The 25,280-nt window shown below is 67.7% G+C and carries 23 protein-coding genes; 13 read left to right on the forward strand and 10 right to left on the reverse strand.

Annotation, left to right across the window (positions count from 1 at the left end; all coding sequences use genetic code 11):
* Positions 1-1,407, forward strand: coding sequence for an FAD/NAD(P)-binding protein (locus tag ACO07I_RS19710; RefSeq protein ID WP_422010290.1), 1,407 nt, complete (start codon positions 1-3; stop codon positions 1,405-1,407).
* Here the strand turns inward: ACO07I_RS19710 and ACO07I_RS19715 are convergent.
* The 5 genes from ACO07I_RS19715 to ACO07I_RS19735 form a co-directional block, all read right to left on the reverse strand.
* A complete protein-coding gene (locus ACO07I_RS19715) occupies positions 1,382-1,828 on the reverse strand; it encodes a cupin domain-containing protein (protein ID WP_422010292.1) in 447 nt (148 codons plus the stop codon). The genes ACO07I_RS19710 and ACO07I_RS19715 overlap by 26 nt on opposite strands.
* Before the next feature lie 4 nt (positions 1,829-1,832).
* A complete protein-coding gene (locus ACO07I_RS19720) occupies positions 1,833-3,422 on the reverse strand; it encodes a hydantoinase B/oxoprolinase family protein (protein ID WP_422010294.1) in 1,590 nt (529 codons plus the stop codon).
* The gene (locus ACO07I_RS19725; protein WP_422010296.1) at positions 3,419-5,428 is read right to left on the reverse strand and encodes a hydantoinase/oxoprolinase family protein; all 2,010 of its coding nucleotides are present in this window, start codon (positions 5,426-5,428) and stop codon (positions 3,419-3,421) included. Before ACO07I_RS19725 ends, ACO07I_RS19720 begins: the two co-directional genes overlap by 4 nt.
* A gap of 78 nt (positions 5,429-5,506) precedes the next feature.
* Complete coding sequence (gene hutC / locus ACO07I_RS19730; protein WP_422010298.1) at positions 5,507-6,226, reverse strand: histidine utilization repressor; 720 nt, start codon at positions 6,224-6,226, stop codon at positions 5,507-5,509.
* Positions 6,223-7,590: a formimidoylglutamate deiminase gene (locus ACO07I_RS19735; protein WP_422010300.1), complete on the reverse strand. Its 1,368-nt coding sequence runs from the start codon at positions 7,588-7,590 to the stop codon at positions 6,223-6,225. The genes hutC (ACO07I_RS19730) and ACO07I_RS19735 overlap by 4 nt, the downstream gene beginning before the upstream one ends.
* Before the next feature lie 30 nt (positions 7,591-7,620).
* Here ACO07I_RS19735 and hutI point away from each other — a divergent pair, with 30 nt between their 5' ends.
* The 5 genes from hutI to ACO07I_RS19760 all read left to right on the forward strand — a co-directional run bounded on the left by hutI (position 7,621) and on the right by ACO07I_RS19760 (position 13,143).
* Complete coding sequence (hutI, locus tag ACO07I_RS19740) at positions 7,621-8,820, forward strand: imidazolonepropionase (RefSeq protein ID WP_422010302.1); 1,200 nt, start codon at positions 7,621-7,623, stop codon at positions 8,818-8,820.
* Positions 8,817-10,358: a histidine ammonia-lyase gene (gene hutH, locus ACO07I_RS19745; RefSeq protein ID WP_422010304.1), complete on the forward strand. Its 1,542-nt coding sequence runs from the start codon at positions 8,817-8,819 to the stop codon at positions 10,356-10,358. Before hutI ends, hutH begins: the two co-directional genes overlap by 4 nt.
* Positions 10,355-12,016 (forward strand): urocanate hydratase, encoded by a 1,662-nt coding sequence (gene hutU, locus ACO07I_RS19750; RefSeq protein ID WP_422010306.1) that lies wholly within the window; start codon positions 10,355-10,357, stop codon positions 12,014-12,016. The genes hutH and hutU overlap by 4 nt, the downstream gene beginning before the upstream one ends.
* A 241-nt stretch (positions 12,017-12,257) precedes the next feature.
* Positions 12,258-12,938, forward strand: a complete 681-nt coding sequence (locus ACO07I_RS19755) for a DUF1028 domain-containing protein (RefSeq protein WP_422010308.1) — start codon at positions 12,258-12,260, stop codon at positions 12,936-12,938.
* A 43-nt stretch (positions 12,939-12,981) separates the two neighbouring features.
* Positions 12,982-13,143, forward strand: coding sequence for a hypothetical protein (locus ACO07I_RS19760; protein ID WP_422010310.1), 162 nt, complete (start codon positions 12,982-12,984; stop codon positions 13,141-13,143).
* On the opposite strand, the gene hutC (ACO07I_RS19765) is transcribed toward ACO07I_RS19760, so the two are convergent.
* From hutC (ACO07I_RS19765) to ACO07I_RS19785, 5 genes are all read right to left on the reverse strand, one after another.
* Positions 13,128-13,853, reverse strand: coding sequence for a histidine utilization repressor (gene hutC / locus ACO07I_RS19765; RefSeq protein ID WP_422010311.1), 726 nt, complete (start codon positions 13,851-13,853; stop codon positions 13,128-13,130). The genes ACO07I_RS19760 and hutC (ACO07I_RS19765) overlap by 16 nt on opposite strands.
* Positions 13,854-13,860: 7 nt before the next feature.
* Positions 13,861-14,643, reverse strand: coding sequence for an ABC transporter ATP-binding protein (locus ACO07I_RS19770; protein WP_422010313.1), 783 nt, complete (start codon positions 14,641-14,643; stop codon positions 13,861-13,863).
* Positions 14,640-15,416, reverse strand: a complete 777-nt coding sequence (locus tag ACO07I_RS19775; protein ID WP_422010315.1) for an ABC transporter permease — start codon at positions 15,414-15,416, stop codon at positions 14,640-14,642. The genes ACO07I_RS19770 and ACO07I_RS19775 overlap by 4 nt, the downstream gene beginning before the upstream one ends.
* A 132-nt stretch (positions 15,417-15,548) precedes the next feature.
* The gene (locus tag ACO07I_RS19780) at positions 15,549-16,511 is read right to left on the reverse strand and encodes an ABC transporter substrate-binding protein (protein ID WP_422010317.1); all 963 of its coding nucleotides are present in this window, start codon (positions 16,509-16,511) and stop codon (positions 15,549-15,551) included.
* 25 nt (positions 16,512-16,536) lie between these two features.
* Positions 16,537-17,346: a phytanoyl-CoA dioxygenase family protein gene (locus ACO07I_RS19785; protein ID WP_422010319.1), complete on the reverse strand. Its 810-nt coding sequence runs from the start codon at positions 17,344-17,346 to the stop codon at positions 16,537-16,539.
* Between the two features lie 151 nt (positions 17,347-17,497).
* Here ACO07I_RS19785 and ACO07I_RS19790 point away from each other — a divergent pair, with 151 nt between their 5' ends.
* From ACO07I_RS19790 to ACO07I_RS19820, 7 genes are all read left to right on the forward strand, one after another.
* Positions 17,498-18,289: a class II aldolase/adducin family protein gene (locus ACO07I_RS19790; protein ID WP_422010321.1), complete on the forward strand. Its 792-nt coding sequence runs from the start codon at positions 17,498-17,500 to the stop codon at positions 18,287-18,289.
* A gap of 137 nt (positions 18,290-18,426) precedes the next feature.
* Positions 18,427-19,794, forward strand: a complete 1,368-nt coding sequence (locus tag ACO07I_RS19795; protein ID WP_422010323.1) for an LLM class flavin-dependent oxidoreductase — start codon at positions 18,427-18,429, stop codon at positions 19,792-19,794.
* A complete protein-coding gene (locus ACO07I_RS19800; RefSeq protein WP_422010325.1) occupies positions 19,791-21,404 on the forward strand; it encodes an ABC transporter substrate-binding protein in 1,614 nt (537 codons plus the stop codon). Before ACO07I_RS19795 ends, ACO07I_RS19800 begins: the two co-directional genes overlap by 4 nt.
* 1 nt (position 21,405) lies before the next feature.
* Entirely contained in the window at positions 21,406-22,416 is a 1,011-nt protein-coding gene (locus tag ACO07I_RS19805) for an ABC transporter permease (protein ID WP_422010327.1), read from the forward strand.
* Positions 22,413-23,255, forward strand: coding sequence for an ABC transporter permease (locus ACO07I_RS19810; protein ID WP_422010329.1), 843 nt, complete (start codon positions 22,413-22,415; stop codon positions 23,253-23,255). Before ACO07I_RS19805 ends, ACO07I_RS19810 begins: the two co-directional genes overlap by 4 nt.
* Complete coding sequence (locus ACO07I_RS19815; RefSeq protein WP_422010331.1) at positions 23,252-24,229, forward strand: ABC transporter ATP-binding protein; 978 nt, start codon at positions 23,252-23,254, stop codon at positions 24,227-24,229. The genes ACO07I_RS19810 and ACO07I_RS19815 overlap by 4 nt, the downstream gene beginning before the upstream one ends.
* A complete protein-coding gene (locus ACO07I_RS19820) occupies positions 24,226-25,260 on the forward strand; it encodes an oligopeptide/dipeptide ABC transporter ATP-binding protein (RefSeq protein ID WP_422010333.1) in 1,035 nt (344 codons plus the stop codon). Before ACO07I_RS19815 ends, ACO07I_RS19820 begins: the two co-directional genes overlap by 4 nt.
* Positions 25,261-25,280: the final 20 nt, after the last annotated feature.

The following is a 25,280-nucleotide window of genomic DNA, read 5'->3' on the forward strand; positions in this document are numbered from 1 at the left end:
ATGACTGCGCATCCGCGCACGGAGTGGATGACGCCGCGACTCTACCGGGGCACGCCGGCGCTCGACGTGCTGATCGTGGGCGCGGGGCAGTCGGGGCTGTGCATCGGCTTCGCGCTGATGCGTGACCGCGTGCACAACATCCTGCTGATCGATCGTGCACCGGCGGGAAAGGAAGGGCCCTGGGTCACCTTCGCCCGCATGCCGACCCTGCGCAGCCCCAAGGACCAGACGGGCCCCGACCTCGGCATTCCGAGCCTCACCTTCGAGGCCTGGTACGATGCGGTCCAGGGTGCGGGCAGCTTTGCCGCCTTGCACCTCATTCCGAGCTGCGCCTGGCACGACTATCTCCAATGGTATCGCCGCGTGCTCGACATCCCCGTGCGCAACGGCGTGGCGGCGACGGCGATCGCGCCCGGCCGGCTCGACGATGGCGGAACCTGCCTGCTGGTGACCCTGTCGACCGGCGAGGTGCTGGCCGCCCGCAAGCTGGTGCTGGCCACCGGGCAGGACGGCACGGGTGAATGGTGGATGCCCGACTTCGTGCGCGCGTTGCCGCCGGACCGGCGCGCCCATACCTGCGAGATGATCGACTTCGAGCGACTGCGCGGGAAGACGGTTGCCGTGCTGGGCTCGGGCGCTTCCGCCATGGACAATGCCGCAGTGGCCCTCGAACACGGCGCCGACGTGCATCTCTTCGTGCGCCGCGCCATGCCATCGGTCGTCCAGCGTTATCGCTGGCTGACCTTCGCCGGCTTCCTGAAGCATATCGGCGAAATGCCCGACGAATGGCGCTGGCGCATCATGGGCAACATCCTGACCGCCCGCGAAGGATTCCCGGCCGGCACCTATGAGCGCGTCATGGCCTTCCCGAACTTCACGATGGAACTGGGCCGCGCGTGGACCGATGCCCGCATGGACGGCGACCGTATTCTCATCGAGACGGTGCGTGGGCCGTTCGTGGCGGACTATGCGATCTGCGGCACCGGCATCCGCCAGGACCTCGCGCAGCGTCCCGAACTCGCCGCCTTCGCCGACAAGATCGCGCTCTGGAAGGACCGCTACACGCCGCCGCCGGGCGAGGAGGACGAGTTGCTCGCGGCCTATCCTTATCTCGGCCCGGACTATGCCCTGCTCGAACGCAAGCCGGGCGAGGCGCCGTGGCTGTCCGACATCCACGTCTTCGGCATCGGCTCCACCCTGAGCTTCGGCCCGTCGGGCAGCAGCATCAACGCCATGACGAGCGCCGTGCCGAAGGTGGCGGCGGGCGTCACGCGCGGCCTGTTCGCCGGCGACCTGCAGCGCCACTGGGAATCGCTGCAGGCCTACGACGTCAAACAGGTCGAACTGGACTGGAGCCGGATGGCGACGGGCGAGGCGCCTGCTAGGGAGCTCGAGAGCCGGCAATGACGGCGCGATCCGTCGGGTCGAGCGTCATCGGCTGACCGTTGCGGATCATCTCGGCGAAACCTTCGTTGGGCACCATGACCGTAAGGCAATAGAGCCTTTCGCTGCCGGTATTCTCGATCACATGCTCGCGGCCGGGCGGCAGCACCAGCGCGTCGCCCTGCGCGATTTGATGGACGCTGCCGTCGTTGCAGCGGCAGCAGCCGGTCCCGCTCAGCACGTAGAACATCTCGTGCGCCGTCGCGTGGAAGTGCGGGGGTGTCCTGCCGCCGACCTCGAAGATCTCGACGGCGGAGACGAACGGCGTGCGATCGGCGAGAGGATCCACCAGCATTGCGAACTTGTTGGTGTCGCGCGGCGAGATGCGCGACACCGGACAGTCGACGGCGCGTCGCAGCAGCAGATCTTCCTTTGCTGAAGTCATCGGTTCACTCCCTCGCGGGCGCGCCGTAGCCGCCGCCGCCCGACGTTTCCATGACGATGCGGTCGCCCTTGGCCAAGGCGAGGTTCTCCTTGCCTGACAGCTCGCGGCTGCCGCCCGCGGCGCGATGCAGGGTCACCCTGAACGGCGCGCCGTCGGTGCCGCCCTGCAACCCGTAGGGCGCGATCACCCTGCGCTCGAACATGGTGGTGAGGGAGAGCCCGTCGGCCATGACGGTGTAGGCGCGGCGCATGCCATCGCCGCCGCGATGCCTGCCCATGCCGCCGGAGCCGCGCCGCAGCCGCTGTTCGTCGACCCGGATCATGTATTCGGATTCGACGATCTCGGCCGGCGTGTTCATCGTGTTGGTGAGGTGGACGCGCACCACGGGCGCCCCGTCGCGGTCAATGCGCGCGCCTTCGCCTCCGCCATGGGTTTCGTAGAAGGTGCCGATGGCGCCGTCGCGCCGCGTGCCGCCGAAGATCAGCAGGCCCGCGGTGGTCGAGCCGCCGGCGGTGAGGCGCGCAGGGACTGCCTTCTCGAAGGCGCGCATGATGGCGTCGACCGCGCGCTGCGAAGTCTCGTGGTTGCCGCCGACCACCGGCTTGTCGATGCCGGGCTCCAGGATCGAGCCCGGCCGCGTGCGGATTTCCAGCGGGCGATAGCAGCCGCCATTGGGCTGGATCTCCGGCCCGGCCACCGCCTTGATGGCGTAGTAGACCGCCGCCATGGCCACGAACGGCGTCGTGTTCAGGGGACCGGCGACGGCGTCGTCGGTGCCCGAAAAATCGAATTTCGCGGTGTCGCCGGAAATCTCCACGCGCACGCGAATCGCGGCGGGCTGTCCACCCGGTCCGTCGTCGTCGAGGAAGTCTTCGCCCTCATAGATCCCGTCGGGTAGGCCGGCGATGGCTTCGCGCATCTGCGCCTCGGACAGGTCGTCGAGCCGGTCCAGGGCAGCGCGCAGGGTGGCGGCGCCATGCTCCTCGCCCAGGCGCAGCAACCTTCCTTCGGCGGCGCGCGTCGAGGCCATCTGGGCCATCAGGTCGCCTTCGCGTTCGGCCGGGCCACGCAGATTGGCCAGCAGGAAATCGCGCTTCTCCTCCTCGATGCCGTCGGCGGTGAAGAGACGCAGCGGCGGGATGCGCACGCCTTCCTGCCAGGTCTCGGTGGCGGCGGCGAAATAGCTGCCGGCCCAGGCGCCGCCGATATCGCCCCAGTGGGCGAGGCTGACGGCGAAGGCGAACAGGCGGCCTTCGAGGAAGATCGGCCGGATCGCCTTCACGTCGGGCAGATGGTTGCCGCCGACCTCGGGCAGGTTGAGGAACCACACATCGCCCGGCCGTAGCCGCTCGGCCGGCACGCGCTCCAGGAACTTCTTCACCGTGAAGCTCATGACGCCGAGATGGATCGGGATGTCTCGGCCCTGGGCGATGAGGTCGCCCTTGTGGTCGGTGAGGGCCGACGACAGGTCACCGGCCTCGCGCAGCAGCGGCGAGCGGGCCGAGCGCATGACCACGAACGACATCTCCTCGGCCGCGGCGGTGAGCGCGTGCCGGATCACCTCGACGGTGAAAGGATCGACGCTGTTCCTCATCGTGCATCCTCGCGAATCCAGAGATGGCCCATCGCATCCGGGCTCAGCGTGTAGCCGGGCGGCACCACGATGGTCGACCAGGCATCCTCGACGATCGCCGGACCGGCGATGCGCGCACCGGTCGGCAGCCGGTCGCGATCGTAGCGCGGCGTGGGATGCGGCGCGGCCGGCTCGAACCAGCATGGGGTCACGGAGGTCGGCACCGCGCTCTCGCCCGCGCTGCCGAGCGGCCCGAAGGTCGTGCGTCGCGCAACAAGCGCCCGCATGCGCAGGCTCTGCATCTCCCAATGCTCTTCGGTCGCGTAGCCGTAGATCGCGTGGTGGCGCTGACGGAAGTCATGCCCGAGGCGTTCGAGGTCGAGCGGCTGGGTGAAGGGCACCTCGACGGCATAGCTCTGGCCGACATAGCGGACGAGGGCGGTGCGTTCGACGGTGATCTCGTCGGCGCCGTGCCCATGGCTGTGCAGCGGCGCCATCAGGGCGGCCAGCATGCCGTCATGCAGCGCGGCGAAGCGGACCGCGTCCCAGCCGGTGCTCAGCATGCGCACGGATTGCTGCTGCGTATAGCTCATGTCGGCCACGATGCAGCCCAGCGCGGAGAAGCCAGAGGAAAAGCGCGGCACGACGATCTCGGCGATGCCGAACTCGCGCGCGAGGCCCACGGCATGCATGGGGCCGGCGCCGCCGAAGGCGAGGAGGGTGCATTGGCGTCCGTCGACGCCGCGCTCGACGGTGACTCTTGCCAGGGCCCGTACCATCGCGGCGTTGGCGACCCTCTGGACGCCCAGCGCCAGCTCGACGATGCCGACGCCGAGGCGCGCGGCAAGTGGCGCGAGAGCGGCTTCGGCGGCGGCAACGTCGAGTGTGATGGCTCCGCCCAAACGCTTCGCCGGGTCCAGGTATCCAAGGACGGCGTTGGCGTCGGTGACGGTGGGTAAGGTCCCGCCGCGGCCATAGGCGGCCGGGCCCGGCTCCGCCCCTGCGCTCTGCGGGCCGATCGAGAGGCCGCCGGTCCCCAGTGTCACCAGCGAGCCGCCGCCGGCGCCGATCGATTCAACGGCGACCATGGGTTGGCGCACCGGCCTCCCTGCGAGCTTCGAATCGGTGGAGATCTCGGCCGTGCCACCGAGGATCAGGCAGACGTCCGTCGTCGTGCCGCCCATGTCGAAGGTCAGCACCTTCTCCAGGCCGAGCGATGCCGCGACGCTGGCCGCCGCCGAGATGCCGGCCGCGGGGCCGGACAGCGCCATCGACAGTGGCCGCTTCGCCGCGGCCTCGGGCGAGGCCATGCCGCCCGCCGAATGCATGACGTGCAGCCGGGCGCCTTTCACTTCGCGCTGCAGGCGATCGAGGTAGCGCGCCGCGATGGGCATGACGGAGGCGTTGAGGACCGTGGTGGCCGTGCGCTCGAACTCGCGCGTCTCCGGATTGACCTCGTGTGACAGCGACACGAAGGGAAAGGCCTCGGCCAGGGCGGCGCCGACCGCGCGCTCATGGTCGGCATTTGCATAGGCATGGAGCAGCGACACCGCGATGCTCTCGACGCCCATCGTCTTTGCCTGCCTCACCACCTCGTCGATCGCGGCAGTGTCGGGCGTCAGGACGGCAGCACCGGTGAAATCGACGCGCTCGGCCAACGCGATGCGGCGCTCGGGCGGCACCTGCGCCTCGCGTCGCGGCAGCAGGTCGAGCCGATAGAGATGCTGACGCCCGGCGCGCCCGATATCGAGCACATCCTCGAAGCCCTCGGTTGCCACCAGGGCGACGGGCTCGACCCGGTCTTCGACGATCGCGTTGGTGACCAGTGTGGTGCCATGGACGAGATCGTCCACGGATTCGGCGGAGAGGTCGGCCGCTGCGAGGGCGGCGCGGATGCTGGCAACGGGATCGTTACGCTGGGTCGGCACCTTGATCGAGCGCACGTCGCCGGTGGACGGCAGCAAGGCTACCAGATCGGTGAACGTTCCACCGATGTCGATTCCGACCTGCCAGCCGCTTTCCGACATGCTCGACGCTCCAAGAGTGGCTTTCGCCGACTCGGAGCACGATACGGGCCATTCAGGGTCGAGGAAATGTGCGGTCGCTCAGGTCTGGGCCGGCGTGAAGCGCGCGACCAGCTGGTGCGACTCGCCGGGATAGGTGAGGCGGACATGGGTGACGGGCAGGGCGGCCCGCCAGGTGCGGCGTTCGACGATCAGGCAGGCCGTCGTCGCGGGCACCGACAGGAGGGCGGCCCTCTCCTTGCCGGCGCTGCTGGCGCCGATGCGATGCTCCGCCGCAGTCCAGGGGACGCTGTCGAGCAGCCACCGGCCGGGCGCGACGTCGTCGAAGGGCTCATGGATTGCCTCAGGCACTGCCTCGGCATTGATCAGACGCTCTTCGAGGCAGAAGACACGGTCGCCGGCGAAATGACGGACCACGAGGTCGACGACGCGACCGGCAGACCTGGACACAAGCCGCTGCCGATCGGCAGCGGTGCTTCGCCGGGCCTCGCGGGAGACCAGCTCGAAGCGATAGGTCTGGCCCAGCGCCAGCACCTCCGCCTTGATGTCGTGGATTTCGAGCACCGCTGCCTGCGACTGCGGCCGCGTGACGAAGGTGCCGGCCTTGCGACGGCGCTCGACCAGGCCGGCGCGCGCCAGCTTGGCCAGGACGTTGCTCACCGTCATGCGCGAACAGTCATAGGCTTCCGCCAACTCGTGCTCCGTGGCGATGCGTGCGCCGGGCGCCAGCTTGCCCGACAGGATCTTGCCCTGCAGGTCGCCGAGGATCCTCTGATGAAGCGACTGGGGCGCGGCCGTCATGAAGCCTTCAGCACCTTGTGCAGCGCCTGACGGTAGCGCCGGCCGATCGCCTCTCGATGGATGTGCCGGCCGCCGGTCACGAGCTTGGCGCCGTCGCGCCAGACGCAGTCCACCGTCTGGCGGCGGCCCGCGAAGATCCAGCCATCGAGCCATCGGTCGCCGTGGCGATAGGCGAGGGCCTCGTCGTCGCCCTTCAGGCTCACGAGGTCGGCAGGGTGTCCAGCGGCAACTCCCGACGGCGCGCCGAGTGCCTGGGCGCCGCCGGCCAGGGCCGTGTCGAACAGGCTGCGGCCCACCGACGGGGTCGCGGCCCGCGCCAGCGCGTTGCGTGTGCGCAGCGACAGGCGCTGGCCATACTCCAGCAGACGCAGCTCCTCGGCGGCGTCGATCAGGACGTTGGAATCGGAGCCGATGCCGAACCGGCCGCCGCGCTCCAGGAAGGATTGCGCGGGAAAGAGTCCGTCGCCGAGATTGGCTTCGGTGATCGGGCACAGGCCCACCACGGCGCCCCGCTCTGCGATGCCGGCGCTCTCGGCATCGGTGACATGCGTCGCGTGGACGAGACACCAGCGTTCGTCGACGGGCAGGTGATCGAGCAGGAGCGCCACCGGCCGCTTGCCCGACCAGGCGAGACAATCCTCGACCTCTTTCGTCTGCTCCGCGACGTGGATGTGGACGGGGCCGCCGCTCGCGAGCGGCAGGATGGCCGCGATCTCCTCGGGCGTCGCGGCGCGCAGACTGTGCGGCGCGATGCCGACCACGACACCGGACAGCGGCGACACCGCCTCGCGGCTGGCCTCGATCAATCTTCCATAGCGGTCGACGTCGTTGACGAAGCGCCGCTGACCGGGAGCCGCGGGCAGGCCGCCGAACCCGGCGTGGAGATAGAAGACGGGAAGAAGCGTCAACGCGATGCCGGTCTCGGCTGCCGCCGCTGCGATCCGCGTTGCCAGCTCGGCGATGTTCGCGTAGGGCGCGCCGGCCGGATCGTGATGCACGTAGTGGAACTCGCCCACCCGGGTGAAGCCGCTTTCGAGCATTTCCACATAGGCCTGAGCGGCGATCGCCTCGACCTCGTCGGGACCCATATGGTCGACGAAGCGGTACATGGCCTCGCGCCACGTCCAGAAACTGTCCTGTGTGGGGCCGCGCTGCTCCGTCAGACCCGCCATGCCGCGCTGGAAGGCGTGGCTGTGCAGGTTGGGCAGGCCGGGCAGGCCGATCTCGTGGACTTCATCCCCTGCCTCGGCCGGGGTGTCCTTCATCAAGGTTTCAATCCGGCCCTCCACGATGACGAGGCGCACGCCATCGGCCCAGCCGTCGGGCAGGAGCAGGGAGCGGAACCAGAGGGCGGTTCTGGACATATTATTATGTATAGTCATAATAAGGGCTGCATGCAATGTGACCGCCTCTGGAAGAACGCACGCCTCGCGACCCTGACGGGCGAGGGGCTGGGGCTCGTCGAAGACGGCCTCATCGCCGCGCGCGACGGGCGCATCGTCTTTGCCGGCGCGGCAACGGAAGCGCCGACGCTCGACGCCGCGGAGACGATCGATTGCGCCGGACGCTGGATCACGCCGGGTCTGGTCGACTGCCACACCCACATCGTCTACGGCGGCAACCGTGCGCACGAATTCGAGCTGCGGCTGGCCGGCGCCAGCTACGAGGAGATCGCGCGCGCCGGCGGGGGAATCGTCTCGACCATGCGGGCGACCCGTGCCGCCTCGGAGGAAGCGCTGGTCGCCAGTGCGTTGCCGAGGGTCGATGCGCTGATCGCCGAAGGCGTCACGACGATGGAGATCAAGTCGGGCTACGGACTCGACCTCGCCAGCGAGCTGAAATCGCTGCGGGCCGCGCGCCGCATCGCCGAGGTGCGGCCGCTCTCGGTGGAAACGACATTCCTTGGTGCGCACGCGCTGCCGCCCGAGGCGAACGGCGACAAGGACGCTTATATCGCCACCGTCTGCGACGAGATGATCCCGGCTGTTGCCAAGGCGGGTCTGGCCGATGCGGTGGACGGCTTCTGCGAGGGCATCGCCTTCACGCCGCGACAGATCGAGCGCGTGTTCGAGGCGGCGAAGGCCGAGGGCCTGCGCGTCAAGCTGCATGCCGAGCAGCTCTCCAACCTGCACGGGGCGAGCCTGGCGGCCCGTTACGGCGCGCTCTCAGCCGATCACCTGGAGCATGTCGACGAAGCGGGCGTGAAGGCGCTCGCGGCCGCCGGCACGGTCGCCGTGCTGCTGCCCGGCGCCTTCTACTTCGTGCGCGAGACTCACAAGCCGCCGGTCGAGCGGCTGCGCCAGCACGGCGTGAGGATCGCCCTCGCCTCCGACAGCAATCCCGGCACCTCGCCGCTCACCTCGCTGCTGCTGGCGATGAACATGGGCGCCACCCTGTTCCGGCTCACGGTCGACGAATGCCTGGCCGGCGTCACGCGCGAGGCGGCACGGGCGCTGGGCTGTCTCGACAGTGTCGGCACGCTCGACGCGGGCAAATGGTGCGATCTCGCCATCTGGGACATCGAGCGGCCGGCCGAACTGGTCTACCGCATGGGTTTCAATCCGCTGCATGCGCGGGTGTGGAGGGGCAGATGAAGGCGGTCGTCATCACACCGGGAACGGTTCCTCTTTCGGGCTGGCGCGACATCTATCGCGGTGCCGCGGTGAGCCTCGATCCCGCTTCCTACGAGGCGATCGAGACGTCGGCGAAGGCGGTGTCGTCGATCCTCGCCAAGGGGCAGCCGGTCTACGGGATCAACACCGGCTTCGGAAAGCTGGCCAGCGTCCGCATCGAGGCCGCCGATCTCGAAACCCTGCAGCGCAACATCGTGCTCAGCCACGCCGCCGGTGTCGGCGCGCCGATGCCGGTGGCGGTGGTGCGGCTGATGATGGCGCTGAAGCTCGGCAGCCTGGCACAGGGCGCGTCGGGCGTGCAGCCCGCGACGGTGCGACTGCTGGAGACGATGCTCGCGGAAGGGCTGACGCCCGTCGTGCCCTGCCAGGGCTCGGTCGGCGCCTCGGGCGATCTGGCGCCGCTCGCCCATATGAGCGCGGCCATGATCGGCGTCGGTTCGTTCGTGGTCGATGGCGAGGTCGTGCCGGCGGCGAAGGCGTTGGGCGATGCCGGGCTGAAGCCGCTGGTGCTGGGTGCCAAGGAAGGTCTCGCGCTGCTGAACGGCACGCAGTTCTCGACCGCCTACGCGCTGGCCGGCCTTTTCGAGGCCGAGAACCTGCATGGCGCCGCGCTGGTGACCGGCGCGCTTTCGACCGATGCCGCACGCGGCTCGGACGCACCGTTCGATCCGCGCATCCATCAATTGCGCCGTCACGCGGGACAGATCGCGACGGCGGAGGCGCTGCGCCGCCTGATGACGGGCTCGGCGATCCGCGCCTCGCATCTGGTAGGCGACGAGCGGGTGCAGGATCCCTATTGCCTGCGCTGCCAGCCGCAGGTCATGGGCGCCGTGCTCGATATCCTGCGCCAAGCGGCGGCCACGCTGGCGACCGAGGGCAATGGCGTCACCGACAATCCGCTGATCTTCACCGATCCGGACGAGGCTTTGTCGGGCGGCAATTTCCACGCCGAGCCGGTGGCCTTCGCCGCCGACATCATCGCACTGGCGCTGTGCGAGATCGGCTCGCTGGCCGAGCGCCGCATTGCCATGCTGGTCGATCCGGCGCTGTCGGGCCTGCCGGCCTTCCTGACGCCGCGGCCGGGCCTCAACTCGGGCTTCATGATCCCGCAGGTGACGGCGGCGGCGCTGGTATCGGAGAACAAGCAGCGCGCCTATCCCGCCAGCGTCGATTCGATCCCGACCTCGGCCAACCAGGAAGACCATGTCTCGATGGCCGCGCACGGCGCGCGTCGTCTGCTCGACATGGCGGCCAATGTTGCGTCGGTCATCGGCATCGAGCTGCTGGCGGCGGCGCAGGGCTGCGACTTCCACCGGCCGCTGGCCTCCAGCCCGCCGCTCGAAGCGGTGCGCAGCTTGCTGCGCCGCGACGTGCCGCATCTCGAGGACGACCGTCACTTCCATCCCGACATGGAGAAGGCCACGGCCCTCGTGGCCAATGGCACCCTCGTCGCAACCGTCGGCCCCGGCTTCCTGCCCGCCCTTCAGGAGACACCATGAACCGCATCGACAATGCCCGCACAATCCGGGCGCCGCACGGCACCGAACTCACGGCCAAGAGCTGGCTCACCGAGGCGCCACTGCGCATGCTGATGAACAACGTCGATCCCGACGTCGCTGAGAAGCCCGGAGAGCTGGTCGTCTATGGCGGCATCGGCCGCGCCGCGCGCGACTGGGAGAGCTTCGACCGCATCGTGGCGTCGCTGCGCAAGCTCGAAGCCGACGAGACGCTGCTGGTGCAGTCGGGCAAGCCGGTCGGGGTGTTCCGCACCCACGCCGATGCGCCGAGGGTGCTGATCGCCAACTCCAACCTCGTGCCGCGCTGGGCGACGTGGGAGCATTTCAACGAACTCGATCGCAAGGGCCTCATGATGTACGGCCAGATGACGGCCGGCTCGTGGATCTACATCGGCAGCCAGGGCATCGTTCAGGGCACCTACGAGACCTTCGTCGAGATGGCGCGCCAGCATTATGGCGGCAGCCTCGCCGGCCGCTGGATCCTGACGGCCGGTCTCGGTGGCATGGGCGGCGCGCAGACATTGGCAGCCACGATGGCCGGCGCCTCATGTCTCGCGATCGAATGCCGACCGAGCAGCATCGAGTTCCGCCTGCGCACCGGCTATCTCGACGTCCAGGCCAAGGATCTCGACGATGCCCTGGCGATCATCGCCAAGGCGGTGGCGGAGAAGAAGGCGGTCTCGGTCGGCCTGCTGGGCAATGCCGCCGACATCCTGCCCGAACTGCTGCGGCGCGGCGTGCGGCCCGATTGCGTGACCGACCAGACCTCGGCCCATGATCCCGTCAACGGCTACCTGCCCAAGGGCTGGACCCTGGCCGACTGGGAGGCCAAGCGCGCCAGCGATCCGGCGGGCGTCGCCAAGGCCGCCAAGCAGTCGATGGCCGGTCACGTGCGCGCCATGCTCGAATTCCACAAGCTCGGCGTGCCCACGGTCGACTACGGCAACAACATCCGCCAGATGGCGCTGGAGGAGGGCGTCGCCGACGCCTTCAGCTTCCCGGGCTTCGTGCCGGCCTATATCCGGCCGCTGTTCTGCCGCGGCGTGGGACCGTTCCGCTGGGCCGCGCTGTCGGGCGATCCCGAGGACATCTACCGCACCGACGCGAAGGTGAAGGAGCTGCTGCCCGACAACAAGCATCTCCACAACTGGCTCGACATGGCCCGCGAGAAGATCAAGTTTCAGGGCCTGCCGGCGCGCATCTGCTGGGTCGGGCTGGGCGACCGCCATCGGCTGGGCCTGGCCTTCAACGAGATGGTGGCGAAGGGCGAGCTCAAGGCGCCGATCGTCATCGGCCGCGACCATCTCGATTCGGGCTCGGTCGCCAGCCCTAACCGCGAGACCGAAGCCATGAAGGATGGCTCCGACGCCGTGTCCGACTGGCCGCTGCTCAACGCCCTGCTCAACTGCGCCTCGGGCGCGACCTGGGTGTCGCTACATCATGGCGGCGGCGTCGGCATGGGCTTCTCCCAGCATGCCGGCATGGTCATCGTCTGCGACGGCACGCCGGAAGCGGGCAAGCGCATCGAGCGGGTCCTGTGGAACGACCCGGCGACCGGCGTGATGCGCCACGCCGATGCCGGCTACCAGGACGCCATCGACTGCGCCCGCGAAAAGGGGCTCAATCTGCCGAGTCTTTAGGAGCGAGTGTGTTGGCGAGCGATCAACAACGTCCTCACCCTCATGAGGAGCGGTCCGCCGGACCGCGTCTCGAAGGGTGGGCACGAGCACTTCGTTTGTTGCCCATCCTTCGAGAGGCCGCGCTGCACGCGGCTCCTCAGGATGAGGTAAGTGCTTGAATCGATTCAATTCATTTCCGACCAGCCTCTGAGGATGAGGTAGGTTTGTTCAACTTGAGACGAAGAGACTGCGGAGCCTCCACATGACCTTCTCGCTTGTCGGACGCTGTGCTCGGACCGGGATGCTGGGGGCGGTCGTCACCACCTCGTCGATCTCAGTCGGATCTCGCTGCTCGCATGCGCGGGCGGGCATTGGCGCGGCGCTCACCCAGCATCGCACCGATCCCCGGCTGGGGCCGCTGGCGCTGGATCTGCTGGCCCATGGATTCTCTGCGCCGGAAGCGATGCAGGCGGTGGTCGCGGCCACGCCGCACCGGCACTGGCGGCAACTGGCCCTGATCGATGCCGCCGGCCGCACCGCCGTCTATTCGGGCGCCAATGTCCGTGCCGAGCGCGGCGAGGCGCAGGGCAAGGACTGCGCGTCCATCGCCAACATCGTGCGGTCGGCGGCGCTGCCGCAGGCCATGGTCGCCGCGTTCGAGGCGTCTCCCGACCTGCCGCTGGCGCGCCGCCTGATCGATGCGCTCGCGGCCGGCGAAGCTGCGGGCGGCGAGTATCAGCCCGTCACCTCGGCGGCGCTGGTCGTCGTCGACCGGGAAGCGTTTGCCTATGTCGATCTGCGTGTCGACGATCACCCGCAGCCCATCGCCGAGCTCGCCCGTCTCTGGGCGAAGTACGAGCCCGAAGCCCATGCCTATGTGATCCGCGCCGTCGATCCGGAAGCGGCCGTGCCGCCGCCCGGGATGCAGCTCAAGCCAGCCTGACAGGCTCGATGCAACTTTTTCGCGGGTCCGGCATTTGTCGGATATGCCCCGCGATCATCTCCATCCCGAAGATTTGGCTGAACCGGCCGACAAGGCCGCCCGTGACCGGCTCGACGCCGAATTGAAGCGGGCGCTGTGGGCACAACAGGCGTCGCGGTCCTGGGCCGCGCTCACCGCCGCCAAGAAGCTTCAGCCAAACCTCTGATTTCCCACCGCATCGAAGCGGCAGCCCAGCCTGTACCTTGAAGACGGGTGCAGGCAGCGCACCATCGTGACCGGTGTCGTACGCGTCCAGGTGCGGCGGGTCAGCATCAGGCAGGGCTCGGACGCCGCGATCTGGAGCCGGTCTGCCTGCTCGCCCGTCGGCAGCACGGCATCCACGACATGTTCGATCTCGTCGAAGGGTACGTTCTGCACGAGGTACTCGCCCGGCGGGGTGTCGCCGAAATCCTGGTCCAGGAAGTCCGGCACGACGAGAGGATTGACGTAGCGGTCCTCCAGCTGGACCGGCACCTCGTTCTCGAGGTGAAGACACACCGAATGGAAGACGGATTGCCCCGAGCGCAGGCCGAGCCAGGCGGCGATGTCGCCGGGCGCCGCCACCCGGTCCGCAGAGAGCAACGCGCAGCGATAGTCGTGGCCGCGCTGCCGCACCTCGCGGGCGATGCTGGCGATGTGCAGCAGGGTCGATTGCGGCTTGTCCTCGGCGACGAAGCTGCCGACGCCGGCGACCCGCACGATCCTGCCCTGCTGGACCAGGTCGCGCAGCGCCCGGTTCACCGTCATGCGCGACATGCCGAACCGGCTCACCAGCTCGTACTCCGAGGGCAGGCGATGGCCGGGCGGCCACGTCCCGTCCTGGATGTGGCGCACGATATAGTCCTCGACCTGCTGGTAGAGCGCGGTCGGTTCCATCGATCCCTCAGTGAGCCGCAGCGATGGCTTCGACCCGGATCTCCTCGGTGAGGCGGGCCTTGAGGGCCATGAATTCCGGCGAGGTCTTGATCGTGTAGTGTCTCGGATGGGGGAACCCCACCTCGATCTCGGCCTTGATGCGACCGGGACGGGCACTGAACACGACGACGCGGCTCGCCATGAAGATGGCCTCGTCGATATCATGGGTGATGAACATCACCGTCTTCTGCGCCTGCTCCCAGATGCCGAGCAGCAGTTCCTGCATCAGGACGCGGGTCTGGTTGTCGAGCGCGCCGAACGGCTCGTCGAGCAGCAGGATCTTCGGGTCGTTGGCCAGGGCGCGGGCGATCGCCACCCTCTGCTGCATGCCGCCGGAGAGCTGCTTGGGAAAGTGATCCTCGAAGCCGCGCAGACCGACCTGGGCGATGAACCGGTCGCTGATCTCCTTCTGCTCGGAGAGCTTCATGCCCTTCTCGCGCAGGCCGAAGCAGATGTTCTGCCGGACGTTCAGCCAGGGGAAGAGCGTGTAGCTCTGGAACACCACGCCGCGGTCGGCGCCGGCGCCCACGATCTTCGCGCCGTCGAGCGTGATCTCGCCCGTGGTCGGGGTCTCGAGGCCGGCAACCAGGCGCAGCAGGGTGGACTTGCCGCAGCCCGACGGCCCCAGCACGGTGATGAAGTCGTTGTCGCCGACCTCGAGGCCGATCGGCAGCAGCGCCTGGGTCGGCGGCGCGCTGCGCTTGTGGCCGGGGAAGGTCTTGGAAACGTCGCGGATCGACAGACGGCTCATCGCAGCAGGCTCCAGGAGAAGAGGTGCTGGTTGACCTTCTTGAACGCCAGGTCCGAGAGCAGCCCGACCAGGCCGATCACCACGATGCCCGCGATGATGTGGTCGGTCGCCATCAGCGCCTGGCTGTCGGTGATCATGTGACCGATGCCCGACGAGGCGCCGATCAGCTCGGCGACGATGATGTAGGTCCAGCCCAGGCCCAGCACCTGGCGCAGCGCCTCGGCGATCTCGGGCGCCGCGCCGGGCAGGACGACCCGGCGGATCACGCCGGTGTCCTTGCAGCCCAGCGTATAGGCGGCTTCCACCAGGTCGCGGCGGGTGCCGCTCACGATCATCGTGATCATGAGGGTGAGCTGGAAGAAGCAGCCGATGAAGATCACGGTGAGCTTCTGCGCCTCGCCGATTCCGACCCACAGGATCAGCAGCGGGATGAAGGCCGAGGCCGGCAGATAGCGCGCGAAGGAGACGAAGGGTTCGAAGAAGGCCTCGATCGGCTTGTAGACACCCATCGCGATGCCGAGCGGCACGGCGATCACGGCGGCCAGCACGAAGCCGCCGACGACGCGCCAGATGGTCATCCCGACATCGTGGGTGAAGCCTTGGGTGGCGAACAAATTCCAGCCTGAGACCACCGTCTGCCACGGCGTGGCCAGGAAGTGCCTCGGCACCGCACCACTCAGGCTGAGGAAGGACCAGAGCGCGACGAAGACGATGAAGAACGCCACGCCGAGGACGATGCGATTCTCCCGTCTGACGGGAACCAGCAGTTTCATGCGAATCTTCTCAATCTGCCTCTCCATTCAAATGGGGAGGTGTCGGCGTCCTCCGCCGACGGAGGGGTCATAACCCCTCCGCCTCGTAAGACGAGGCACCTCCCCCGCTGACGGGGGAGGAGAAGTGAATTCCTACTTGATGTACGTTGTGTCGAAGAGCGTATCCATGTTGTCGGGCTTGCTCTTGATCACGCCGATCTCGAGCAGCAGCTCGGCGGCTTCCTTGTTGAAGGCCTGGATCTCGCCGTTGAAGAACTTCTTGTTGGCTTCGCGGTCGGCCCACTTGATCTTGGACTGCGACTTCTCGAACTGCTCGGCCGTCTGCTTCACGTCGGCGCCCATGATGGTGAAGGCCTTCTGCTTGTCCTTCTCGATCATGTCGAGGGCCTGGAAGTAGCTCTCGACCAGCGCCTTCACGGCCTTGGGGTTCTCCTTGATGAACTTCGGCGTGCAGCCGAAGGAATCGAACACCATCGGGTACTGCAGCGAATCGGCGATCAGCTTGCCGGTCTCGGGCTTGTCGCGCACCAGGCTGAGATAGGGCTCGTAGGTGACGGCGGCGTCGAGGTCCTTGCCGGTGACGAAGGCGTTGGCGGCCGGCGCCGGCTCGAGCGTGACCAGCTTCACGTCCTTCAGCGACATGCCGTTCTTCTTCAGGATCCAGGACAGGGTGAAGTGCGGGTTGGTACCCGGCGCCGAGGCGGCGACGGTCTTGCCCTTGAGGTCGGTGACCTTGGAGATGTCGTTGCGAGCGACGATGCCGTCCGAGCCCATGCCCTGGTCCATCTTGAAGAGCTGGGTGGTGGCGATGCCGTTGGCGTTCCACACGATCCAGGTCTCGACCGTGGTCGCGGCGCACTGCAGGTCGCCCGAGGCGATGGCGAGGTGGCGGTCCTTCTGCGGGATCTTCTTGATCGTCACGTCGAGGCCGTTGGCCTTGTAGATCCCGGCTTCCTTGGCCAGCGTGATCGGCGCGAAGCCGGTCCAGCCGGAAATGCCGATGGCGACCTTGGTATCCTGCGCCTGCGCGACCGATGCGCCGCCTGCGACGGCGGCCGCCGCGACGACGGCGGCGAATGCTGAAAACCTGGCCATTGATGAGCTCCGTTTGCGGTGACTGTTACGAACGATAGACGACGGGGAAGATCGGGGCATCGAAAGGTGCGCCGTCTTCGAAACTGAGGTCGGGGAAGGGCGGCGAGGTGCGGCCCGCACGCCGGGCGAACACCGCGTCGTCGCCCACCCAGCGCGCCGAGAAGACGCGGCGGGCCCGCGGCGACTGGTTCGCCGGCGCGCCGTGGACGGTGCTGAAATTGAAGGCGATCGCATCGCCCGGCTCCATGTCCCAGCCGGCAACGTCGAGCGTCGGGCGCATCGCCTCAATATCGGGCATCACCTCGAAATCGTCGTTGGCATAGAGCCGCGTGCCGTCGAAGCGCATGGGGCGGAAGCCCTTGCCCCAGCGGTGCGAGCCCTTGATGCACTCCATCACGACATCGCGCGACGCGGGATCGAGCGGGATCCAGAAGCTGACGCTCTGCCGGCCCTCGACGAAGTAATAGGGCTGGTCCTGGTGCCAGGGGGTGACCGTGCTGCCGCCCGGCTGCTTCACCAGCACATGGTCGTGAAAGAAGCGGGCCGTGCGCGAGCCCATGAGGCGGGCCGCGATCTGCGCGGCGGGCGAGTTGTAGACGAAGGCCTCGAACTCGGGGATCCGCTGCCAGTTGCACAGATCCTGGAAGAAGGGGGCCGAGCCGTCGGCCGGCCGGACGGTGCGTTCCAGCGGGCTGGGGTTGGCCATCAGCGCGTCGACGCCGGCTCGAAGCGGCTCGATCCAGGCGTCGAAGACCCCGCGCAGCAGCAGGACGCCGTCTTCGCGGTAGCGCGCCGCCGAGTCGTCCGTTTCGGAGGGAGAAGGGCTGATCTGCATGCCTTTGCCTGTAGCCTGTCTATACAAGTTTAGACAGCAGGAAGCGTGCCAGATTTCCCGATTCCCGAGGGGCGGTATTGGTCATTTGCAGTCGCAATGGCCACTCGCTAAGACCGCGCGCTCAGCCCGATACGCAAGCCAGGAGCCGCCAGTGAGTATCGTCAGCTTAAAGGACAAGGTTTCGCCGGAAGAGTGGGCGGTTCGCGTCCAACTTGCCTCGGCCTACAGGGCCGCCTTCGAAATGGGCTACGAACTTTCGATCTTCGGTCACATCTCGGCCCGCGTCCCCGGCGAACCCGACGCGCTGCTGCTCAACCCGTTCGGCCTCGCCTTCGACGAGATCACCGCCTCGAGCCTCGTCAAGGTCGACAAGAACCGCAAGATCCTGACCGAGAACGGCTACGAGCTGAACCAGGCTGGCTTCAACCTGCATTCCGGCATCATGTTCACGTCGCCGCACGTCAACGCGATCATCCATGCCCATACGCTGGACGGCGCGGCGGTCGGCGCCATGAAGGGCGGCTTCCAGCCGCTGACCCAGGATGGCGCGATGGTCTACCCGAAGGTCCGCTATCTCGACTATGACGGCATCGTCGTGCTGCCGGGCGAGGGCGAGGCCTCGGCCAAGGCGCTGGGACCGGACGGGCGCGTCCTGATCCTCAGGAACCATGGCACGTTGAGCGTCGGCGCCACGATGGGCGAGGCGTTCTTCTACTTCTACTTCTTCGAGAAGGCCTGCAGCATCCAGGTCCGCGCGCTCGCCAACCCCGCCGGCGTCCAGCCCATCTCCGAGAAGATCATGTCGGAGATGCCGGCCGAGGAGGAGGTCGTGCTGAAGGGGCTGACCAAGCTCGCCGAAGCCCACGAGAAGACGCCCTACGACGACATCTTCGAGGGCTTCATGCGCCGCGCCAAGCGCCGGTACGCGGACGTCGATACCTGAGCGCAGCCGCGGCTCGATCATAACATCGGGGCGGCGCGCCCCTGTGCACGCCTTCGCGTGCCGGCAGGTCGCAGGGCTTGGCATGACGCTTGCGTTCTCCGGAATGACCTTCAGCGTTCCGAACCGGAGAGCGTGGCGTGCCCCAAGATACTCGACGCCGGATGATGCATCTCGGCGCTTTCGTCCATGAGACCGGTCAGCACGTCGCTGCCTGGCGTCATCCGGAAGCCCACTTCCACTCGGGCGCGAGTTTTGCCGATGCGGTCGAGGTCGCCCAGACCGCCGAGCGCGGCAAGTTCGACTTTCTCTTCCTGGCCGACACGGCCGCCGTCAGCCTGTCGGGGACGCCCGAGTCGCGCGGCCGCATGGGGAAGGTCGTCAAATTCGAGCCGATGACCATCCTGTCGGCGCTCGCCGCGGTCACCAAGCATCTCGGCCTCGTCGCCACATCGACCACGACTTTCAACGAGCCCTACACGCTGGCGCGCCAGTTCGCCTCGCTCGACCAGATCAGCGGCGGCCGCTCCGGATGGAATCTCGTCACCTCGAACAACGAGGATGATGCGCTGAACTACAGTCTCGATCAGCATCCGGCGCATGCCGACCGTTACGAGCGCGCCATCGAGTTCGCTGAGGTCGTCACCGGTCTGTGGGACAGCTGGGACGAGGATGCCTTCATCCGCGACAAGGAATCGGGGGTCTTCTTCGATCCGTCGAAGCTCCACCCGCTGCATCACAAGGGCAAGCATTTCCAGGTGCGCGGTCCGCTGAACGTCGGTCGCTCACCGCAGGGGCGTCCCGTGCTGGTCCAGGCCGGCGCGTCGGGGACCGGGCGCGATGTCGCCGCGCGGCTCGCCGAACTGGTCTTCACCGCGCAGACCACCTTCGAGCAGGGCAGGGAGTTCTACGGCGACGTGATGGGGCGGTTGCCGCGCTACGGCCGCTCGCCGGCCGAGGTTCTCGTGATGCCGGGCCTCTACCCGGTGGTCGCGCCGACCGCCTCGGAAGCGCAGGAGAAGTTCGACTACCTGCAGTCGTTGATCCATCCCAGTGTCGGCCTCGCCGTGCTGGAGCACACGATCGGCGTCCACGATCTCGACAAGCTGCCGCTCGACGGCCCCGTGCCGGAGATGCCCGACACCAACGGCCCGCTCAGCCGCCAGCGCCTCCTGCTCGACCAGGCACGCCGCGACAATCTCACCTTGTGGGAACTGTGCCTCGCCAACGCGGGGCCCCGCGGTCACGTGCTCACCATCGGGACGCCGTCGCAAGTCGTGGACGAGATGGAACACTGGTTCAAGGACGGTGCCTGCGATGGCTTCAACGTGATGCCGGCCTGGCTGCCGGGCTCGCTCACCGATTTCGTCGACCTCGTGATCCCCGAACTGCAGCGCCGGGGGCTGTTCAGAACGGAGTATGAAGCCATGACCTTGCGCGGGAATCTCGGGCTGCCGCAGCCGATCAGCCGCTTCCATGCCGACCGTTTCGCGGGAGCCGCACAATGACCGCCCGGAAGAAGTCCAGGGGACCGCTGCTCGGCCGTCGGCAAGCGGTTGGGCTCGCCGCCGGGGCCCTGATGGCGGGCTCGATGAGGTCGGTGCAGGCTGCCGACGCCTCGACCTTCGTCAGCGGCTTTGCCCTGCCGATGAACCTCGATCCGCATCAGGTCTACGACGTGCCGATGCAGTCGATGATGCTGAACGCCTACGACAATCTCTATCGCTACCAGAACGATCCGCCGCAGATCGTGCCGTGGCTGGCCGAAAGCCACACCGTCTCCGACGACGGCCTCCTGTGGGAATTCAAGCTTCGCCCCGGCGTCAAGTTCCATGACGGCAGTCCGATGACGGCCGAAGACGTCGTCTACAGCTTCCGCCGCGTGCTGGCGCTGGCCCTCGCGCCGGCCGGCGCCTTCCTCAAGATCCTGAAGCCCGACAATGTCACGGCGCCCGATCCGCTCACCGTGCGGTTCAAGCTCGAGACCTCCTACGCGCCGTTCTTCGCGGCGATCCCGAGCATCTCGATTGTCAATCCGCGCCAGATCGAGCCCAACGTGAAGAACGGCGACTGGGGCAAGGCCTGGCTCGCCTCGAACGGAGCGGGCTCGGGCTCCTATCGGATCGTTCCCGCCGGCTACCGGCCGCTCGAGTATCTCGACATGGAGATCAACGAGGGCCATTTCCTCGGCTGGTCGCACAATCCCAAGCCGGTGAAGAAGATCGCCTACCGGCCGACCAAGGAAACCTCGACGCGCGTGCTGGCCCTGCTGAACGGCTCGCTCGACTGCACCGATCCCAACCTCCCGGCCGACCAGGTCGCACAGATCAACGCCTCCAAGATCGCCTACGTCCAGAAGGACGTCGTCATGCGGACCTTCGTCATCCGCATGAACAACAGCAAGCCGCCGTTCAACAATCTCAATGCGCGACTGTGCTTCGCGCACGCCTTCAACTACATGGGCTTCATCAACGACATCCTGGGCGGCTATGCCACGCGCGATCCCTATCCCATGCCCGACAATCTGTGGGGTATTCCCAAGGACGTGAAAGGCTACGATTACGATCTCAAGAAGGCCAAGGAGTACTATGCCAAGGCCGTCGCCGAGGGCGCGCCGATGAAGCGGCCGCTCGAGCTGCACGTGCAGTCGGAGAACGAGCAGAGCGTGCAGGGCGCCCAGCTGTTCCAGGCCGACCTGGCCCAGATCGGCATCAACCTCAAAGTCGTGGGCAACATCTGGTCCAACCTGACCACCGCCGCCGCCAAGCCCGACACCACGCCCGACATGTGGGTCCATTGGGTCAGCACCTATTTCGTCGATCCCGAGAACTGGGTCGGCCAGATGTACGACAGCCAGTTCCACGGAACCTGGAAGGCCTCGTCCTACTACAAGAACGACCAGGTCGACGCGTTGCTGCGCAAGGCGCGCGCCGCCGTGAAGCAGGAGGAGCGCGCACCGCTCTACGAGGAGGCCATCCGCAAGATCATGGCCGATTCGCCCGACATCTGGATCTACAATTCGATGCAGCTCCAGGGCCTCAACAAGCGTGTGAAGGGCCGCCGCTTCTGCACCGTGGGCCAGGGCGCCGAGATACGCTGGATCTCGCTCGAAAGCTGAGATGCTGCGTTTCGTCGTCCGACGCTGCCTGCTCGTGCTGCCGTCGCTGCTCGGTTTGCTGGTCATCACCTTTGTGCTGATCCGGGTCGTGCCCTCGGATCCCGCGATGGCGATGGCGGGCGACGCCGCGACGCCCGAGCAGATCGAGCACCTGCGCCAGCAATATGGCCTCGACCGCCCCATCTGGGAGCAGTTCGTCTCTTACGTGGGCAAGGTCGCCACGCTCGACCTCGGCGAGAGCGCCTTTTCGCGGCGGCCGGTCGCAGTCGACATCGCCCAGCGCCTGCCGGCCACCCTGATGCTCACCTTCAGCGCGCTGGCGATCTCTGTCTTCGTCGGGGTGCCTCTGGGGGTCGTGGCCGGGCTCTCGCACAATGCCTGGCCGGACTATCTGCTGCGCATCTTCTCGGTAATGGGCATTGCCGTGGCGGCCTTCTGGTTCGCCATCATGCTGCAGCTTCTCTTCTCGATGGAACTGGGCTGGCTGCCTCTGCGCGGCGAGCTCTCGCCGACCATCCAGCGCCCGCCGAGGGTCACCGGCTTCATGGTGGCGGATGCACTGATCGCCGGGCGCTTCGACGTGGTGTCCGATGCCTTGCGCCATCTCGTCCTGCCGGCGGTGACGTTGTCTCTGGGAGGGCTCGCGACCATCGTGCGCTTCACGCGCGCCGGTGTGCTCGACACGATGCAGCAGGATTTCGTCTTCTACGAGCGCGCCATGGGCTATCGCCGGTGGCGTCTGCACTGGATCTACGTGCTGCGCAACTCGGTGACGGCGACCGTGACCCAGATCGGCCTGCTGTTCGGCGGCCTGATCGCGGGCGGCGTGGTGGTCGAGGCGATCTTCGACTGGCCGGGTATCGGCAGCTACACCGTGCAGGCCATCCTGACGGGCGACCGGCAGGTCATGCTCGCCGTCACGCTGCTGATCGGCGTGGTCTACGCCGCCGTCAACATCCTGACCGATCTGGTGCACGGCGTGCTCGATCCGCGGCTGATGGAGCGGGGATGAGCCAGGTCTTCCGAAAGCTGAGCCGCGACCTGCCGGCGATGCTGGGCCTCGCCATCGTGCTCTTCGTGCTGGTGATCGCGATCTTCGGGCCGCTGCTGGCGCCCTACCCCGAGGATGCGGCGGCCTCGCATCTCGCGCGCCGGCTGAGGCCACCCAGCGCCGCCTTTCCGTTCGGCACCGACAATCTCGGACGCGATATCTTCTCGCGCGTCATCCTGGGCGCGCGTGGGGCGCTCACGATCGCGCTCACCGTGGTGTCGACCGCCATGCTGATCGGCGTGCCCCTGGGCCTGGTCGCGGGTTATCGCGGCGGCTGGGTGTCCGAAGGCATCATGCGCGTCACCGACGTGGTGCTGGCGATCCCGCAGCTCATTCTGGCGCTGGCGTTGGCGCAACTGATGTCGCCCTCGCTCGAAAGCGCGATGCTGGCGCTCTCGCTCACCTACTGGCCGTACTTCACGCGTATCGTCTATGCCGAGACGCGGCGGCTCTCGTCGTCGCTGTTCGTCGATGCCCTGCGCGGCATCGGCGCCGGCAGCGGTCGCATCGTCTTCCTTCACATCCTGCCCAACTCGCTGTCGCCGGTGATCGTGCGCGCCACCATCGGGCTCGGCTTCACCATCCTGGTTGCGGCGGTCCTCGGCTTCCTCGGCATGGGCGCGACGCCGCCGGCGCCGGACTGGGGCCTTGCCATCGCTGAAAGCCGGACCTACCTGCCGCGCGCCTGGTGGTACGCGACCTTCCCCGGCCTCGCGATCCTGATCACGGTGATGGGCTTCAATCTCCTGGGCGACGGCCTGCGCGACATCGTCGATCCCCGGATCCGGCGGTCGCGATGATCCCGGTCCTCAACGTGCGCGGCCTCAAGGTGTCGATCCGGACCGACGAGGGCAAGGCCGAGATCCTCGACGATATCGGTCTCACCCTGGAGCGCGGCCGCATCCTGGGCGTCGTGGGCGAATCGGGCTGCGGCAAGTCCACCCTGATCCGCTCGATCATGGGCATCCTACCGCGGGCGGCGACGGTCGACAGCGGCGAGATCTGGTTCGAGGGCGAGAATCTGCTGGCCTTCACCGAAGCCCAGCTGAACGACGGCTTCCGTTCCAGCCGCATCGGCTTCATTCCGCAGGATCCGCTGCTGGCGCTCAATCCGGTGTTCAAGGTCGGCGCCCAGATGCTCGAGATCATGCGCTGGCATGCGCCCGATGAAGGGCTGCGCGGTGCGGCGCGCCGGAAGGCGCATGTCGCCCGGCTGGTCGGCCTGCTCAAGCGCATGCAGGTGCCGGATCCGGAAACCGCGCTCGAACGCTATCCGCACCAGTTCTCAGGCGGCCAGCGCCAGCGCCTACTGATCGCGGCGGCCCTTGCCTGTGCGCCAGGTCTCGTGATCGCCGACGAGCCCACGACGGCGCTCGACGTCACGACGCAGCACCAGATCCTGCTGTTGCTGCGCGAGCTGGTGGCCGAGTTCGGGATCTCGCTGCTGTTCGTCACCCACGATTTCGGCGTCGTCGCCGAACTGTGCGACGACCTTTGCGTCATCTATGCCGGCCAGACGGTGGAGGCGGGGGAGGTGCGGGCGATCCTCGATGCGCCGTCGCATCCCTACACACGGGCCTTGCTCGCCTGTCATCCCGACCGCGCGACGACGTTCCTGGGCATTCCGGGCTCCGTGCCCTCGCCCTTGGCGCGTCCTCCGGGCTGCCTGTTCGCGCCGCGCTGCAACGATGCGCGTGCACTCTGCCGGACTGGACGACCGCCGCAGGGACGCGCCGATTCGGGCGCCGAGGTCCATTGCGTGCAGTTCGCATGACCGCTGATCCGCTTCTGGCGTTGCGCGACGTGTCGGTGCGGCTGGGCGGACGCAAGGGGTTCCTGCAACGCACGGTGCTGCCCGTCCAGGCGGTGAAGCAGGTGAGCCTGGATCTTCGGGGCGGCGAAATCCTCTCGCTGGTAGGCGAGTCCGGCTGCGGCAAGACAACGCTCGGCCGTACCATCCTTGGCCTGCAGCGCGAGAGCGAGGGCGAGATCCTGCTGGAGGGACGGCGGGTGAGCGGCCTCGCGCCCGAGGCGGCGCGGCGGGCGCGGAGCATCGTGCAGTATTCGCATCAGGATGCGGGTGCGGCGCTCGACCCGTGGTGGAGCATCGGGCGGACCCTGGAAGAGGGGCTCAAGATCCACGGCGTCCAAAATGTGTCTGAGCGGCGTGACCGGGTCGCGGCGATGCTGCAGGCGGTCGGGCTCGATCCGACGGCGGCGCGGCGCTATCCGCACGAATTCTCCGGCGGGCAGCTTCGGCGGCTGGCGCTGGCGCGGATTCTCCTGCTGCGGCCGCGCGTGCTGATCCTCGACGAGCCGACGTCGGGCCTCGACATGTCGGTTCAGGCGACGGTGTTGAACCTGTTGCTGGAACTGCGGGAGCGCTTCTCGCTCACCTATCTCTTCATCTCGCACGACCTGTCGGTGGTGGAGCGCCTGTCCGACCGGGTGGCGATCATGTATCTCGGCCGCATAGTCGAGCTGGGCGCGGCGAAGACCGTGTTCGCCCATCCGACCCATCCCTATACCCGCACGCTTCTCGCGGCGGCGCCGAGACTGACGGGACGCCGCGCCGGGGGCCCCTCCCTTGTGCGGGGCGATCCGCCGAATCCGCGTCTGGTCCTGCCCGGATGTTCCTTCTTCGACCGCTGCCCGATGGCCGTGCCGGCCTGCCGGGAAACGACACCCGTGCTGCAACCTGTTGCGACCGGCCAGCACGTCGTCTGCCTTCGTACCGATGCGATGACGCAGGAAGGGCCGATCGTCGAGCAGACTGCTTCCACCGGAGCAAAGCGCCGCGCCTGACCGGAAGTTGCGGCAGCTCT

This window comes from Reyranella sp., from assembly GCF_965227665.1.
GTDB lineage: Bacteria > Pseudomonadota > Alphaproteobacteria > Reyranellales > Reyranellaceae > Reyranella.

What these genes read in the sequence shown, in the direction of transcription:
- hutC (WP_422010311.1), bottom strand. Translation starts at nt 13,853, where the DNA reads ATGGAACCGACCGCGCTCTACCAGCAGGTCGAGGACTATATCGTGCGC.
- ACO07I_RS19820 (WP_422010333.1), top strand. Translation starts at nt 24,226, where the DNA reads ATGACCGCTGATCCGCTTCTGGCGTTGCGCGACGTGTCGGTGCGGCTG.
- ACO07I_RS19760 (WP_422010310.1), top strand. Translation starts at nt 12,982, where the DNA reads ATGCCCCGCGATCATCTCCATCCCGAAGATTTGGCTGAACCGGCCGAC.
- hutC (WP_422010298.1), bottom strand. Translation starts at nt 6,226, where the DNA reads ATGACGGCCGCGCCCCAGTCGCTTCATCAGAGGATCCTCGGCGACCTG.
- ACO07I_RS19710 (WP_422010290.1), top strand. Translation starts at nt 1, where the DNA reads ATGACTGCGCATCCGCGCACGGAGTGGATGACGCCGCGACTCTACCGG.
- ACO07I_RS19785 (WP_422010319.1), bottom strand. Translation starts at nt 17,346, where the DNA reads ATGCAGATCAGCCCTTCTCCCTCCGAAACGGACGACTCGGCGGCGCGC.
- ACO07I_RS19780 (WP_422010317.1), bottom strand. Translation starts at nt 16,511, where the DNA reads ATGGCCAGGTTTTCAGCATTCGCCGCCGTCGTCGCGGCGGCCGCCGTC.
- hutU (WP_422010306.1), top strand. Translation starts at nt 10,355, where the DNA reads ATGAACCGCATCGACAATGCCCGCACAATCCGGGCGCCGCACGGCACC.
- ACO07I_RS19770 (WP_422010313.1), bottom strand. Translation starts at nt 14,643, where the DNA reads ATGAGCCGTCTGTCGATCCGCGACGTTTCCAAGACCTTCCCCGGCCAC.
- ACO07I_RS19720 (WP_422010294.1), bottom strand. Translation starts at nt 3,422, where the DNA reads ATGAGGAACAGCGTCGATCCTTTCACCGTCGAGGTGATCCGGCACGCG.
- ACO07I_RS19800 (WP_422010325.1), top strand. Translation starts at nt 19,791, where the DNA reads ATGACCGCCCGGAAGAAGTCCAGGGGACCGCTGCTCGGCCGTCGGCAA.
- ACO07I_RS19735 (WP_422010300.1), bottom strand. Translation starts at nt 7,590, where the DNA reads ATGTCCAGAACCGCCCTCTGGTTCCGCTCCCTGCTCCTGCCCGACGGC.
- ACO07I_RS19715 (WP_422010292.1), bottom strand. Translation starts at nt 1,828, where the DNA reads ATGACTTCAGCAAAGGAAGATCTGCTGCTGCGACGCGCCGTCGACTGT.
- ACO07I_RS19815 (WP_422010331.1), top strand. Translation starts at nt 23,252, where the DNA reads ATGATCCCGGTCCTCAACGTGCGCGGCCTCAAGGTGTCGATCCGGACC.
- ACO07I_RS19805 (WP_422010327.1), top strand. Translation starts at nt 21,406, where the DNA reads ATGCTGCGTTTCGTCGTCCGACGCTGCCTGCTCGTGCTGCCGTCGCTG.
- ACO07I_RS19775 (WP_422010315.1), bottom strand. Translation starts at nt 15,416, where the DNA reads ATGAAACTGCTGGTTCCCGTCAGACGGGAGAATCGCATCGTCCTCGGC.
- hutH (WP_422010304.1), top strand. Translation starts at nt 8,817, where the DNA reads ATGAAGGCGGTCGTCATCACACCGGGAACGGTTCCTCTTTCGGGCTGG.
- ACO07I_RS19810 (WP_422010329.1), top strand. Translation starts at nt 22,413, where the DNA reads ATGAGCCAGGTCTTCCGAAAGCTGAGCCGCGACCTGCCGGCGATGCTG.
- ACO07I_RS19755 (WP_422010308.1), top strand. Translation starts at nt 12,258, where the DNA reads ATGACCTTCTCGCTTGTCGGACGCTGTGCTCGGACCGGGATGCTGGGG.
- hutI (WP_422010302.1), top strand. Translation starts at nt 7,621, where the DNA reads ATGCAATGTGACCGCCTCTGGAAGAACGCACGCCTCGCGACCCTGACG.
- ACO07I_RS19725 (WP_422010296.1), bottom strand. Translation starts at nt 5,428, where the DNA reads ATGTCGGAAAGCGGCTGGCAGGTCGGAATCGACATCGGTGGAACGTTC.